Here is a 12,388-nt window from a genome sequence, read left to right on the forward strand (position 1 = left end):
AACTTGCAATGTTTTCTCTAAAGAGTCTTTGGGGTCAGTAGGTGTGACCCTCGCCTGTTTCGGTGTCTTCACCGTGGGGGGAATCTTGGTCCATATTGGAGCCAAAACCGGACTCGTCCGATTTGGTATCAGGCGCTTGTGGAGCGGACTGTCCCTCCGAATCCGACGCCTCCGTAGCCGTTTGCACACCAGCATCCGAGTCTGTGACCGTCCCGAAGTTCGGATCCTCCACTTTAGCGATGGCTCGGATATCCCACAGGGTTTCCTCGCCGGTCAGATTCGACAGGGTAATGACTTCCCCACTGACTTCGACGACTTTACCGAAGAACCCGGAAGTGGTACGCACCCAGGTTCCCGGAGTCATCATCTGTTCCATGCTCTTGCGCTGCTCCTCCATCTGAGACACTCGTTTCTGACCGGAGCGGCGCATGAAGACAATCATCACCACAAACGCGAGACCTAGTATCACCCAGGTAATAATGGGATTTTGGGCGTTGGTTGCAGCATTCTGAAATGGCAGCACAGATAAACCTTCCTTAAAATAGGCGACCTTCCAAGTCTAAAGCCTGCGAGTTAAAAACGGAAAATATACCCACTAAAACAAGGCATTTTCGGCCGGCGGGGTGACCCCGAGGTGTTCGCAGCCTCTCGGAGTAATGGCTCGTCCGCGATTGGTACGCACCAAAAGGCCTTCTCTAACCAGGAAAGGTTCTACGACTTCTTCAATCGTCTCCGGTTCCTCACCGACCGACACCGCGAGGGTGTGCAACCCGACCGGGCCGCCGGCAAACCTCTCTATTACCGCCCGCAAAACACTACGATCCAAGCGGTCCAAGCCAAGTTCGTCGACTTCAAAGAGTTCCAGGGCACGGCGAGCCGACTCCAGGTCACAGCGAGGATGGTCGTGGACCAGGGCAAAGTCGATGACCCGACGCAGCAAACGGTTTGCCACCCGGGGTGTACCGCGGGATCGGCTGGCGATTTCGCCGGCCGCGTCCTCGGTAATTTCAGCACCCAGCAAGCTGGCGGAACGTTTCACGATCAAAGCCAAATCCGGGGGCTGGTAGGGTTCCAGATGCGCGGTAAAACCGAAACGGTCACGCAGCGGGGCGGGCAGCAGACCCGCCCTAGTCGTGGCTCCGACCAGCGTAAAGGGCGGCAGAGTCAGAGGAATCGAAGTCGCTCCCGGACCCTTGCCCACCACGACATCGACCCGGAAATCTTCCATCGCCAGGTAAAGCATTTCTTCGGCGGGACGCGCCAAACGATGAATTTCGTCGATAAACAACACGTCGCCCTCTTGCAGGGAGGACAGTATCGCCGCTAAATCCCCAGCGTGACCGATAGCCGGCCCGGAAGTCAGGCGCAGCGAGGACGACATTTCCGCGGCGATAATCATCGCCAAAGTCGTCTTACCCAGACCTGGAGGACCCGCTAACAAAACATGGTCAGCGGCCTCCCCGCGCTCTTTGGCAGCCGAAAGTACCAGGTTCAACTGGGTTTTGACGGTTTCCTGACCGATGAAATCGCTGAGTGTTTTCGGCCGCAAAGCCGCTTCCGCGGCACGTTCCGCATCGGGAGCGGAGGAATCGACCAACCGCTGTTCGTAGGAAAAATCGGTATCTTCAGCCACGTTTACTCCCCAGGTACTTCAAAGCTTCCCGCAGAGCGGTTGGGGCGTCGCTGGCCTGCACCGCGCCTACAGCTTCAGCCGCGAGGGCTTGGCTGTATCCCAGATTGCTCAGCGCTTCGACGACGGTGGAGATGTTGAATCCGGATGCCGTCCCCGCGGGCGCCGCCGAGCCAGGAACGCCGCCAAGCTTGTCCCCGATTTCCAGAATCATTCGTTCGGCAGATTTCTTGCCCACTCCGGGAATACTTTGCAAGGTAGCCACGTCACTGTTAGCTACCGCCGCCGCCAAAGCCTCGGGACTCAAAACCGACAGGGCGGCCAGACCGAGCTTGGGACCTATCCCCTTGACCTGCATCAAAGTCGCGAAAGTATCACGTTCCGAAGCGGTGGCAAACCCATAAAGCGTGAGGGAATCTTCGCGAACCACCAGGTAGGTTTGCACCGTGGCGACCGTTTCGGGAACCAAAGCGGCCAGAGTATTGGGGGTGGCAAAAAATTCCAGTCCCAGTCCCCCCGCCAGCACCGTGGCGCGGTCGAGCTTCTTAGAGACGACTTCCCCTTTAATTATCGAAATCACTGGTTGTCCTCGCGGTTATAAATTCGAACACTTGTACTATAGCGGTTTCTGGTGCCGCCGCGGATCCACCGCGCCGGAACGTCGAGTTTTTGCTTCCGCTTCCGCCCACAAGCGTTGGGCGGCGGTCAAGTGGGTTCCGGCCGGAGTTTTCACTTTTCCGCTCAGACTGACGCTAAAGTCTCCGTCTGACCCGGCACCGAGAATCCCCGTTCCGCGCCAAGCTTGGGTGATGGCAATGGCCAACGCGTCGGCCGCATCGGCGGGTTTCGGAGGTTTATCTAACCGCAGGATTCGCGCTACCATGGCTTGCACCTGCGCTTTCGAGGCACTCCCGTTGCCGCTCACAGCCGCTTTCACCTCCGAGGGAGTGTGCACCGCCACGGGCAGACCTCGGCGGGCAGCCTCGACCATCGCGATGCCCATAGCCTGCATAGTGGTAGCCACGGACTGACGATTTTCTTTCGCGAAAGGACGCTCCAGAGCCACGATGTCCGGCTGAAATCGAGCGATAGCCTCCGCTATGCCCTGCGAAATCGTCAACAGCCGAAACTGAGTAGCGGTGTTCGGGTCACTGCGCACGACGTCAACATAAACTAAGGTACACTGCCGACTCGTGTCAAAGTCAACGACCCCGATACCACACCTGGTGATACCGGGGTCGATGCCCAAAACCCTCATGAAGTTGTTTACTCTTCAGCTTCGTATTGCGCGATGACGTCGTCGGAGGCGTCGCCGTTCATAAACACGTTCTGAACGTCGTCGCTGTCGTCAAGGGCGTCAAACAGGCGCATAACCTTGCGATAGGCCTCTAAATCAAGATCGACCTTAACCGAGGGAACAAACTGGGATTCGGCCGAATCGTAGTCAATCCCCGCATCCTGCAAAGCGGTGCGCACCGCCACCAAATCCGCCGGTTCGGTCTCGATAACAAAGAGTTCACCAGCATCTTCCACGTCATCGGCACCGGCGGCCAGTACCGCGTCAAGAATCTTGTCCTCGTCCAAGCCGTCGACTTTGGCGACCTCGATGACCCCGCGGCGGGCGAACTGATAGGACACCGAGCCGGAATCTGCCATGTTGCCGCCGTTACGGCTAAAGATGGTACGCACTTCGGACACGGCACGATTCTTATTGTCGGTCAGGCACTCCACGATGAAGCCCACCCCACTGGGTCCATAGCCTTCGTAGGTGATGGACTGCCAGTCGGCCCCGCCAGATTCAGCACCGGAACCGCGCTTCACCGCGCGATCAATGTTATCCGCGGGAACGGAAGATTTTTTAGCTTTCTGAATGGCGTCGAAAAGGGTCGGATTACCGGCAGGATCGCCACCGCCGGTACGCGCCGCCACTTCGATGTTCTTAATCAGGCGCGCAAACAGCTTGCCGCGCTTGGCGTCGATGGCAGCCTTTTTATGTTTCGTGGTGGCCCATTTTGAGTGACCCGACATTGATGTATCTCCTTAAACTTCTCGCCTATAACGAAGACATTTTAATAAAACATTCCTCGAATCGTCTAACTGAGGTTACCGCAAATCCGACTCAATTCCCGAACCTCAGTCGTGACAAATCCAAATTTCGCCTCTCGAGCGAAACTTTCTCAGCATTCCACAACGTTGACCGCCAGTCCCCCGGTGGCGGTTTCTTTGTATTTCGAGCTCATATCCAACCCGGTTTCGTACATAGTTTCGATGACTTCGTCAAAGCTGACCCGATGTGTTCCGTCTCCCCACAGGCTCATCCGGGCGGCGTTGATAGCGTGAACTGCGGCGATAGCATTGCGCTCGATACAGGGCACCTGCACCAGTCCTCCGATAGGATCGCAGGTCAGCCCCAGATTATGCTCCATCGCGATTTCAGCCGCATTTTCAATCTGATGAGGACTGCCCCCCAGTGCCGCCGCCAAACCTCCCGCAGCCATCGCCGCCGCAGATCCGACTTCGCCCTGGCAGCCGACTTCCGCCCCGGCCACGGAGGCGTTCGTTTTAATGATTCCGCCCACAGCTCCGGCTACCGTCAGGTAGTCCCGTTGTGCCGGACCGCATTTCGTTTCCACTTCGGGACAAAACCACTGCAGATAGCGTCCCACCGCGGCCACGATACCCGCCGAGCCGTTCGTGGGGGCTCGCACCACCATTCCGCCAGCCGCGTTTTCCTCGTTTACTGACAGCGCCCAGAGGTTGACCCAGTCCATCGCTCGCATGGGGTCTTGGGCGAAACTGCGCCAAATGGCGGGAGTTCCGGGCTTGCCGTCACGAGCTCGCAAGTGAGTGAACAGCCGGTTGGCCCGGCGCGGCACAGACAACCCGCCCGGCAGGATGGTTTCCTTGTTCGCGCAGCCGTTATCGATGCATTTGTTCATCATCTTGCGCAAATTGTCCAGCCCATGTCCCAACTCTGCCCGGGTCATGCGGCTTAACTCGTTGGCACGCACCAGGTCACCGAGGGATTTGCCCTCGCTTTGCGCCAGTTGCAGAAGGTCGTCCATAGAGTTGTACGGGTAAGGCACGGCAGTTGCGGCGGTACTTTCATCCAGCGAGGTCAGCTCTCCGGGTTCCCCATAATCCGCCTCGTCACGGGTGACAAATCCCCCGCCAATCGAATAGTAGCGTTTCGAAAAGGTGACCTGGGCATCGTCGTAGGCTCGTATCACCAAAGAATTCGCGTGGAACGGGGCTATTGTTTGCGGTCGAAACAGCAAATCCCGTTCAAAACAGAAAGGCACCGTCAACCCGCCCGGCAAGACTAGTGACCCCTCGGGAGTCACCGCATCTAACAGACGTGCCACCCCACCAGGCTGAACCGTAGCCGGAACAAAACCGGAGAGCCCGCACAGCACGGCGCCATCACTGAGGTGGCCGCGGCCGGTAGCCCCCAAAGAGCCCTGGAGCTCAATCTCTAAACGCCTACAGGGCTGCCCGGAATCCAGCAATAATGCCGCGAAATCCGCACCGGCCCGCATCGGACCGACGGTGTGCGAAGCGGATGGGCCGACACCGACTTGGATAACATCAAACACTGAAAGTGAGGAAGCGAGCATAAATATGAATTCTAGCCCGAAAGCGGCTTCGGGGATAGCACCACTCGGTCGATTGCTAATCTGGCGACGTCAGGCGCACGCCTCTATCGCCAGCCAACCAGACGAACTACATTCAGGAATACGTCGTGACTATGAACCGCAAGTTCTGGTCTTTGGCCGGGCACCAAACGTTTAACCGGTTTAGTGGCGTTTCCCGACGGTACCTTCGCTGATTTCCGGGCAGGTCCCATCCCAGCCTCGCACCCATCCGCGAGCCAGGGAAACCAAATCCAGCGGGTAAACTACTGCCCCGCCAGCTATTTCGCGCTGTAAAGCGTCGAGGTCCCACCATTTCAGTTCATCTAAAACTTCCTGTTCGACCGCCGTAAACCCGTCACGCACAAACACGGGCGACCCGGGAAGACTTGTGAGAAAGAAAAGTTCGTCCTGACGGCAGGTCAAGGCGTGAAAGTCGAAGGTGGCGTGACGGCGCAGCACCGGTCCAACCAGCGCATCCGGACTGAGGCGGTAGCCCGTTTCTTCAAAAAACTCCCGCACGGCCCCGTCGCGCGGGTCCTCCCCCGCTTCCAGTCCGCCCCCGACGGTGAACCACCACCAGTGCTCGAAGTCTGAAAAGTCATGCCCGCGCAGCAACAGCAGTTCATCGCGGCTGTTCAAAGCCACGACTCGGGCCGCTTGGCGATGATAATAGCCGGCCTCGTCCCGGGGCCATTCCCGCAGGAAATAGTCGTCAATAGAGGTTTCGGTGTCGTTGTCGGGCCTGGTGCTCGGCTCGGTTCCGTCGTGCCCGCCGGAGTGCAAAACCTCGTCCATGACCTATTCCCTCGCCCTTTCGGTGTCGTCTCAGTCGGCTTGAGTCTTCACAAGGTCCAGGAAGTAGCGGTGTACGCGCAGGTCGTCGGTGACTTCGGGATGGAATGACGTCGCTAGCAAGGGGCCTTGGCGCACCGCCACCACCCGCGGAGCCGAGTTTGGGGTCTGCTGCCAAGTCGAGAGAACTTCCACCCCCGCTCCGACCGATTCCACCCAGGGGGCGCGAATGAATACAGCTGGGAGGGGCTGGTCACCACCAAAAGAACCGGGGTCGACGAAGCTTTGCGCCGAATCGACTTGCCGGCCAAACGCGTTGCGCCGCACGACCACGTCCAGTCCGCCCAGAGTTTCTTGGCCGTCTATCCCGTCAACAATGTGATCCGCCAGCATAATCATGCCCGCGCAGCTACCATAAATGGCTTTTCCACTGTGGACAAAGGCTTTCAACGGGTCGAACAAATCGAAGGCGCGCGCCAACTTGTACATAGTGGTCGATTCCCCGCCCGGAATAATCAGACCGTCCAAATCCTGCAGGTGGGAAGGAACTTTCACCTCCACCGGTACGGCTCCCAGCGCGCGCAAAGCCCGCACGTGCTCAACCACCGAACCTTGCAGAGCTAAGACGCCCACGCGCCATTGATTTTGCTCCAAAGTCATCCTTTTCTCTGGTGTTTCGGCAAAACTCAGCGATACCGAGGATTACCAGCCGCGCTGAGCCAAGCGCGCGTCGTCAGGAATGTCGTGGACGTTGATGCCGACCATGGCTTCACCCAAGGAACGGGACACCTCAGCGACGACTTCCGGTTCGTTGTAGCGGGCTGTGGCCTTGACAATCGCCGCCGCGCGTTTCGCCGGATCACCTGACTTAAAGATGCCGGAACCCACGAACACGCCTTCGGAACCCAGCTGCATCATCAATGCCGCGTCAGCCGGAGTGGCGATACCGCCCGCGGTAAACAGCACGACCGGCAGCTTCCCGGTTTCCGCAACCTCTTTGACCAGCGGATAGGGAGCCTGCAATTCCTTGGCGGCGTCAAACAGTTCATCGGGACGCATGGTGGTCAAGTGGTTGATTTGCGAAGTCATGGTGCGCATATGGGTTACCGCATTGGACACGTCCCCGGTACCGGCTTCGCCCTTGGAACGAATCATGGCCGCGCCCTCACTGATACGGCGCAAAGCCTCACCGAGGTTAGTGGCTCCGCACACGAAAGGCACGGTGAAATCCCACTTGTTGATGTGATGCTTGTAGTCCGCCGGGGTCAAAACTTCGGACTCGTCGATGTAGTCCACCCCCAGGCTCTGCAACACCTGAGCTTCAGCAAAATGACCAATCCGGGCTTTTGCCATCACAGGAATAGACACCGCGTTGATGATGCCGTCAATCAGATCAGGGTCGCTCATCCGCGCGACGCCGCCTTCAGCCCGAATATCCGCCGGAACACGCTCCAAAGCCATCACCGCTACGGCACCGGCATCTTGGGCAATCTTGGCCTGCTCCGCGTTAACGACATCCATAATGACACCGCCCTTGAGCATTTGAGCCATGCCCCGCTTCACCAAATCAGTCCCGGTTCCTTGCGCCAGTTGATCAGACATTTTGCCTTCTTTCCTTGTTCAAATTCTGGTTACGATTTCTCAGTCGTCCCTATTTTAGCGATTACTGCACGATATCGGCGAAACCGGCCGACACCACTTGTGCCAAATCCTGAGGATTGACCACAATTTGCCGACCACGCAGCCCTGCCGAAACGTAGAACTTATCGTGCAAAACGGCGGTTTCCTCGATGACGGTGGGGAACAATTTTTTCATCCCCAACGGAGAGCATCCCCCGCGGATATACCCCGTCACGTCTCGCAGTGTCCGCCAGTTGATGAGCTGGACATGTTTCACGCCGAAATGCGCGGCCGTCTTTTTCAAATCCAGCTCAGCATCGGCGGGAACGACCGCGACATAGTGTCCGCCCTGCCCGTCCTCCAACACCAGGGTCTTGTAGATAAGTTCGGCGGATATCCCCAAGACTTCGGCGGTATGCAGTGCACCGATATCCCCGTCCGTCGGGTAGCTTGAGGTTTCATAGGCTACCCCGGCGCCGTCCAGCAGTCGCATCGCGTTGGTCTTGGTGGTTTTCATCGTAATTGAGCTGCAGTTTCACGAGTCCCGTGCCGGGAGGTTTCAGATTTCGCGCGGCTGCCAGTCGCCGAACGCCTCAGCCAGGGCCTGGCGGGTCTGACCCAACAGTTCCGGGACAGCTTTCGTGCGCGCCACGATGGGAAAGAAATTCGCGTCCCCCGCCCAGCGCGGCACGATGTGTTGATGCAGGTGGCCCGCGATTCCGGCACCCGCGACCGCGCCCTGGTTCATCCCCAGGTTAAAGCCCTGCGGCGCTTTGACCTGGCGAATGACCTCCATAGTCTGCGCGGTCAGTTCACCGAATTCGATGCGTTCGGCGAAGTCCAAATCGGTGTAGTCAGGAACGTGACGGTAAGGCAAAACCAAAACATGACCGGGATTGTAGGGAAACAGGTTCATCACCACGAAGCAAGTCTTGCCCCGATACACAATCAGGTTCTGCTCGTCATCGCCTTTCGGACCCTCGCAAAACGGGCACGCTTTCACGTCACGATGTGGCCCATCGTCGATGTACACCATCCGATGAGGGGTCCACAGGCGCTCCAGCCCGTCAGCTTGCGCACCGAAGTTTTCGCTTGATTCCGCGGGTAAGTCAGTCATGTTAATCGTTCCTGCGGCTGCGGATGGCCTCCAGGATCTCCGCTATCGCCTGGTCAATCGGGACACCGTTCTTTTGCTCGCCACCGCGGTACCTAAAGGACACTGCGTTCGCCTGGGCGTCTTCCCCGCCAGCAATGAGGGTGAAAGGAATCTTGTCCTTGGCGGCATTGCGGATTTTCTTGCCAAAGCGGTCGTCTGTCTCATCAACCTCGACCCGCACATTTTCCGCCCGCAGCCGATTGGCAATGTCATCGCAGTAGTCGTTGAACGCCTCTGCCACCGGCACCAAACGTACCTGCACCGGCGCCAGCCAAGCCGGGAACGCTCCAGCGTAGTGTTCGGTGAGCACCCCAAAGAAGCGCTCGATAGAACCGAATAGGGCGCGGTGAATCATGACGGGACGCTGCCGGGTGCCATCCGCCGCGGTGTATTCCAAATCGAAACGTTCGGGCAGGTTAAAGTCCAGCTGAATGGTTGACATCTGCCAGGTCCGCCCAATCGCATCGCGAGCTTGCACGGAAATCTTGGGACCGTAGAACGCCGCCCCCTCAGGATCCGGCACCAGCTCTAAGCCCGAGGCCGTGGCGACTTCGGCCAACGTATTGGTCGCTTCCTCCCAGATCTCGTCCGTGCCGACGAACTTGTGCGGATCCTTCGTGGAAAGCTCCAGATAAAAGTCATCCAAACCGTAGTCTTTGAGCAAATCCAGCACGAAGTTCAACAGTTTCGTCAACTCGTCTTTCATCTGTTCGCGCGTGCAATAGATGTGACTGTCGTCTTGGGTAAAGCCGCGTCCGCGGGTCAGGCCGTGAACCACGCCGGATTTCTCGTAGCGGTAAACGGTCCCGAATTCGAACAAACGTAGCGGCAGCTCTCGATAGGAACGCGAACGAGATTTGTAGATGAGATTGTGCATGGGGCAGTTCATGGGCTTCAAGTAGTAGTCGAAGCCTTCCTTGGTGACGTTGCCCTGGTCGTCGCATTCCTCGTCCACGCGCATGGGCGGGAACATGCCGTCTTTGTACCATTCCAGGTGCCCCGACGTTTCAAACAGCTGCCCCTTGGTGACGTGCGGAGTGTAGACGAACGAGTACCCCTCCTCGAGGTGGCGGCGTCGGGAATAGTTTTCCATCTCCATGCGCACCATCGCGCCCTTGGGGTGGAACACGGCCAAACCAGAACCGATTTCCTCCGGGAAACTGAACAGGTCGAGCTCATTGCCCAGCCGGCGATGGTCGCGTTTGGCGGCTTCCTCCATGCGGGTCACGTATTCTTTCAGGTCGTCTTTGGTCGCCCAAGCGGTGCCGTAGATGCGTTGCAAGGAGTCGTTGGCCTGGTCGGCGCGCCAGTACGCGGCTGACACCTTCATCAGCTTAAACACACCGTTCAACAGTCGGGTCGAAGGTACGTGCGGGCCGCGGCACAAGTCCTTCCAGGCAACCTCACCGTTCTTGCGCACGTTGTCGTAAATCGTCAGTTCGGTACCGCCGACTTCCACCGAAGCCCCGGCAGCAGCCTGGTCATTATCTGCATCCGTTCCCTTCAAGCCAATCAATTCCAGCTTGTAAGGCTGATCGGCGAGTTCTTGGCGACCTTCCTCTTCGGTGACGACCCGGCGCACAAACTTTTGGTCTTCTTTACAAATCCGCGCCATGTATTTTTCAATGGCTTTCAAGTCCTCCGGGGTGAAAGGCTCATCGACGCCGAAATCGTAATAAAAGCCGTTTTCAATGAAGGGGCCGATGCCGTACTTTACGTTCGGGCGAACCTGCTTGACGGCCTGGGCCATCACGTGAGTGCAGGAGTGGCGCAGAATGTTCAAGCCCATCTCGGAGTCAATAGTGATGGCTTCGACTGTGTCCCCGTCGTGAAGTTCGCGATACAGGTCGCGGGCCTGACCGTTGATGAAGTAAGCAATGACTTCTTTGCGGTCGCGGTACAGGTCCTCGCCGGTGATGGTGGATTCAATTTGGGTTGCTTTCCCGTCAATAGTGACGTTGATTTCGGACACTTTGCGCCTTTCTCAGTCTGGGTTTACAGAGATAATCTTATACGCGAGAGAATTAAACGGAAAAAGTTTCTTTGGGCCATTGGAGTGGCCTAGGAATTAGGTCCAGGTGGTTTAAGCGTTGACCGTGTTTTCTTGTCTCCATTGTTCCGCATATTGTCGTGGGCTGAGGTAGCCCAGCGAGGAATGCGGATGGAAGTCATTGTAACGCCGTGACCACAGATTTACGAGCAGGCGAGCGTGCTCCAGGTTCTCGATACTGTTGTCCTCTAACAGCTCGTCTCTCATCCGGTTGTGGAACGATTCAACGAACCCGTTATGCCATGGCTGACCGGGCGGGATAAACGCTTGGATTGTCCCATCCTCGGTTGCCCACTCTTGCAGTGCGTGAGAGATGAATTCGGGGCCGTTATCCATCCGGATCACCCTGGGACGTCCACCATGCTCGAGGCAGGCAAAGTCGAGCAGTTCAATCACCGAAGCAGCATCAAGCTTCCTATCAACTACGAAAGCGACGTGTTCGCGGGTGTATTCATCGATAATGTTGCAGATTTTGATTGTCTTACCGTGCCAAGTTGAATCGAACTGGAAATCAAGAGCCCACACGTCACCCGGGTACTGGCCAGCAGGAACATCACGATCTGTAGCCGCAGCCAGACGCTTGCGCTTCTTACGTGGCAACACGCGCAGTCCTTCTTCACACCACAGGCGGCGGAACGTCTCCCGGCCCACCCCATACCCTTCAGCAAAAGCCGTCATCCAGGCACGCCGGTGTCCCCACCGACGACGATTCTTCGCAAACTCATGCATCCACGCACGTAGGTCCGCGTACTTATCCGACTGACCCTCACGGGCTCTCGCACGACGATAGGCGCTACGGGAGAGCCCGACAATCCGGCAGGCAAATCTTTGGGAATAGCCCAGCCCGACCAGATGCCAGACGGCATCATGGCGGCGAGCTGGTCTTAGAAGTTTCCCTCCGATAGCTCTTTCCACGCCGCTTTCTCCAGCTCAGCCTGACCAAGGAGGCGCTTCAGGCGCGTGTTTTCCTCACGTAGGCGCTGGAGTTCTTTCGCTTCGCTCTTCGTCATCGACCCATACGTTGCCTGCCACCGATTCAGCGTGGCTTCGCTAATCCCGAGCTCTGTGAGAATCTGAGCCGTCGTCAATCCTGATTCCCTCAACTCCCGTGATTTGTCGAGCTTACGAACAATTTGTTCGGGCGTGTGCTTACTGAACTTTTTCACCATTGCTCCATTCTCCCCACCTAGTGGCGGGACATCAATGGACAACACTCAAGTCACCTGGACCCAAAAACCAAGGACACTCCACCATCGATCGAAATCTGCGATTAAATCGGGGTTGGTGGTCTATATAGCCACGTACCCCGATTTAATCGCAGATTTCATACGCACGTCCTCTAACGATATGACGGAAAAGACACGAAATTCGGGAATTAGACCGCGCAAATTTGCTTACGGGCACGCCGCGGTGCCAGCAATTTTGCTCCGCAAAACTGCGCGCCACTTCCTTGGCCTCGGATAAAGCCGCCAGCGTGTCCCCCGCTGACGTGTTTTGGTTTTATG

General features: G+C 57.5%; 14 protein-coding genes. All 14 read right to left on the minus strand.

The features are described 5' to 3' along the window. Window positions 1-34: 34 nt before the first annotated feature. The gene (gene yajC, locus RQ935_RS01310) at window positions 35-523 is read right to left on the minus strand and encodes a preprotein translocase subunit YajC (RefSeq protein ID WP_311496868.1); all 489 of its coding nucleotides are present in this window, start codon (window positions 521-523) and stop codon (window positions 35-37) included. Window positions 524-595: 72 nt separating this feature from the next. Continuing rightward, on the minus strand, window positions 596-1,633 hold the full coding sequence (ruvB, locus tag RQ935_RS01315; protein ID WP_311496869.1) for a Holliday junction branch migration DNA helicase RuvB: 1,038 nt from the start codon (window positions 1,631-1,633) through the stop codon (window positions 596-598). Next, window positions 1,626-2,210, minus strand: a complete 585-nt coding sequence (gene ruvA / locus RQ935_RS01320; RefSeq protein WP_311496870.1) for a Holliday junction branch migration protein RuvA — start codon at window positions 2,208-2,210, stop codon at window positions 1,626-1,628. Before ruvA ends, ruvB begins: the two co-directional genes overlap by 8 nt. 36 nt (window positions 2,211-2,246) lie before the next feature. After that, window positions 2,247-2,888, minus strand: coding sequence for a crossover junction endodeoxyribonuclease RuvC (gene ruvC / locus RQ935_RS01325; RefSeq protein ID WP_311496871.1), 642 nt, complete (start codon window positions 2,886-2,888; stop codon window positions 2,247-2,249). Window positions 2,889-2,896: 8 nt separating this feature from the next. Continuing rightward, window positions 2,897-3,658 carry a YebC/PmpR family DNA-binding transcriptional regulator gene (locus RQ935_RS01330; protein ID WP_311496872.1) on the minus strand — a complete coding sequence of 254 codons (762 nt, stop codon included), beginning with the start codon at window positions 3,656-3,658 and terminating at the stop codon, window positions 2,897-2,899. Window positions 3,659-3,807: 149 nt separating this feature from the next. After that, the gene (locus tag RQ935_RS01335) at window positions 3,808-5,247 is read right to left on the minus strand and encodes an L-serine ammonia-lyase (RefSeq protein ID WP_311496873.1); all 1,440 of its coding nucleotides are present in this window, start codon (window positions 5,245-5,247) and stop codon (window positions 3,808-3,810) included. A gap of 180 nt (window positions 5,248-5,427) precedes the next feature. Next, the gene (locus RQ935_RS01340; protein WP_311496874.1) at window positions 5,428-6,060 is read right to left on the minus strand and encodes an NUDIX domain-containing protein; all 633 of its coding nucleotides are present in this window, start codon (window positions 6,058-6,060) and stop codon (window positions 5,428-5,430) included. A gap of 30 nt (window positions 6,061-6,090) precedes the next feature. Next, window positions 6,091-6,717: a pyridoxal 5'-phosphate synthase glutaminase subunit PdxT gene (gene pdxT, locus RQ935_RS01345; protein ID WP_311496875.1), complete on the minus strand. Its 627-nt coding sequence runs from the start codon at window positions 6,715-6,717 to the stop codon at window positions 6,091-6,093. Between the two features lie 42 nt (window positions 6,718-6,759). Then, a complete protein-coding gene (gene pdxS, locus RQ935_RS01350; RefSeq protein ID WP_311496876.1) occupies window positions 6,760-7,659 on the minus strand; it encodes a pyridoxal 5'-phosphate synthase lyase subunit PdxS in 900 nt (299 codons plus the stop codon). Window positions 7,660-7,720: 61 nt separating this feature from the next. Continuing rightward, window positions 7,721-8,194 (minus strand): Cys-tRNA(Pro) deacylase, encoded by a 474-nt coding sequence (gene ybaK / locus RQ935_RS01355; protein ID WP_299293972.1) that lies wholly within the window; start codon window positions 8,192-8,194, stop codon window positions 7,721-7,723. 42 nt (window positions 8,195-8,236) lie between these two features. Continuing rightward, a complete protein-coding gene (locus tag RQ935_RS01360; RefSeq protein WP_311496877.1) occupies window positions 8,237-8,794 on the minus strand; it encodes an HIT domain-containing protein in 558 nt (185 codons plus the stop codon). 1 nt (window position 8,795) lies between these two features. Further along, window positions 8,796-10,805: a threonine--tRNA ligase gene (thrS, locus tag RQ935_RS01365; RefSeq protein WP_311496878.1), complete on the minus strand. Its 2,010-nt coding sequence runs from the start codon at window positions 10,803-10,805 to the stop codon at window positions 8,796-8,798. Window positions 10,806-10,916: 111 nt separating this feature from the next. Continuing rightward, window positions 10,917-11,798 (minus strand): IS3 family transposase, encoded by an 882-nt coding sequence (locus RQ935_RS01370; protein ID WP_311496879.1) that lies wholly within the window; start codon window positions 11,796-11,798, stop codon window positions 10,917-10,919. Further along, window positions 11,768-12,052 (minus strand): transposase, encoded by a 285-nt coding sequence (locus tag RQ935_RS01375; protein WP_311496880.1) that lies wholly within the window; start codon window positions 12,050-12,052, stop codon window positions 11,768-11,770. The genes RQ935_RS01370 and RQ935_RS01375 overlap by 31 nt, the downstream gene beginning before the upstream one ends. Between the last annotated feature and the right edge of the window lie 336 nt (window positions 12,053-12,388).

Origin of the sequence: uncultured Mobiluncus sp. (assembly GCF_963511525.1) — a bacterium.
GTDB lineage: Bacteria > Actinomycetota > Actinomycetes > Actinomycetales > Actinomycetaceae > Mobiluncus.

Bases quoted from the DNA above. Each gene is read 5' to 3' on its own strand.
- RQ935_RS01340 (WP_311496874.1), bottom strand. From the start codon at position 6,060: ATGGACGAGGTTTTGCACTCCGGCGGGCACGACGGAACCGAGCCGAGC.
- pdxS (WP_311496876.1), bottom strand. From the start codon at position 7,659: ATGTCTGATCAACTGGCGCAAGGAACCGGGACTGATTTGGTGAAGCGG.
- RQ935_RS01360 (WP_311496877.1), bottom strand. From the start codon at position 8,794: ATGACTGACTTACCCGCGGAATCAAGCGAAAACTTCGGTGCGCAAGCT.
- RQ935_RS01330 (WP_311496872.1), bottom strand. From the start codon at position 3,658: ATGTCGGGTCACTCAAAATGGGCCACCACGAAACATAAAAAGGCTGCC.
- RQ935_RS01335 (WP_311496873.1), bottom strand. From the start codon at position 5,247: ATGCTCGCTTCCTCACTTTCAGTGTTTGATGTTATCCAAGTCGGTGTC.
- ybaK (WP_299293972.1), bottom strand. From the start codon at position 8,194: ATGAAAACCACCAAGACCAACGCGATGCGACTGCTGGACGGCGCCGGG.
- RQ935_RS01375 (WP_311496880.1), bottom strand. From the start codon at position 12,052: ATGGTGAAAAAGTTCAGTAAGCACACGCCCGAACAAATTGTTCGTAAG.
- ruvC (WP_311496871.1), bottom strand. From the start codon at position 2,888: ATGAGGGTTTTGGGCATCGACCCCGGTATCACCAGGTGTGGTATCGGG.
- pdxT (WP_311496875.1), bottom strand. From the start codon at position 6,717: ATGACTTTGGAGCAAAATCAATGGCGCGTGGGCGTCTTAGCTCTGCAA.